Raw genomic sequence first — 1,216 nt, 5'->3', positions numbered from 1 at the left:
CCCAGTGCCGCCATCGCGCGACCGGTGATCGGCATCACGCCATTGTCGGCGTCACGCTCGCTCCAGTCCTTCAGCTTGACGAACGCCATGCCGGCGTTCTGGCCCATGCCGGCGAAGCTGAAGCCCTGCACCGAGAATACCGAGTCCACCGCATCCTTTTCGTTCTGCAGGAAGTGGTTTTCCAGTGCCGCGATCGATTCCAGCGTACGTTCCTGGGTGGCACCGACCGGCGCCTGCACCAGCGCCATCAGCACGCCCTGGTCTTCGTTGGGCAGGAACGAGCTGGGCAGGCGCACGAACAGCACGCCCATCAGCACGAACAGCGCCGCCACGATGCCCATGAAGCGCCACGGACGGTGGATGATGCCGCGCACACCGCGCTGGTAGCTTTCGCTGGTGCGGTCGAAGCCGCGGTTGAAGCCATTGAAGAAGCGACCGGCCAGGCCGCGATGGGCGACGTGGTGCTCGCCCTTCTTCAGCGGCTTGAGCATGGTCGCGCACAGCGCCGGGGTCAGCACGATCGCCACCAGCACCGACAGGGCCATCGCAGAGACGATCGTGGCCGAGAACTGGCGATAGATCACGCCGGTGACACCGCTGAAGAACGCCATCGGCAGGAACACCGCGGTCAGCACCAGCACGATGCCGACCAGCGCGCCGGTGATCTGGCCCATCGCCTTCAGCGTGGCCGGCTTCGGTGCCAGCCCTTCGAAGGTCATCACCCGCTCCACGTTCTCCACCACCACGATGGCGTCGTCCACCAGCAGGCCGATGGCCAGCACCAGCGCGAACATGGTCAGGGTGTTGATCGAGTACCCGAACGCGGCCAGCACGCCGAAGGTGCCCAGCAGCACCACCGGCACCGCGATGGTCGGGATCAACGTGGCCCGCCAGTTCTGCAGGAACAGGTACATCACCAGCACCACCAGGATGATGGCTTCGATCAGGGTGATCACCACTTCCTTCAGCGAGATGGTCACGAACGGCGTGGTGGTGAACGCCACGTGGGCGGTATAGCCATGCGGCCAGTACTTCTGCAGCTGCTGAAGCCGTGCATCGATGGCCTTGGAGACGGCGATCGCGTTGGCACCGGCATTGAGCTCGATGCCCAGCGAGGCCGACGGCTTGCCATTGAAGGTGCTGATGCTGTCGTAGCTCTCCGGCCCCAGGCCGATCGTCGCCACGTCACCCAGGTGCACCACGCTGCCGTTGGCAT

General features: G+C 65.0%; 1 protein-coding gene. It reads right to left on the bottom strand.

Features of this window, described 5'->3' with window-relative positions:
- Positions 1-1,216: efflux RND transporter permease subunit (locus tag DAI20_RS19210; RefSeq protein ID WP_159085122.1), on the bottom strand; the 1,216-nt coding region annotated here is incomplete at both ends.

Source organism: Planctomonas deserti, assembly GCF_003067705.1.
In the GTDB taxonomy this organism is placed as follows: Bacteria; Actinomycetota; Actinomycetes; order Actinomycetales; family Microbacteriaceae; genus Planctomonas; species Planctomonas deserti.
The sequence above is the reverse complement of the archived record's forward strand: the minus strand, read 5'-3'. Positions and strand labels throughout refer to the sequence as shown.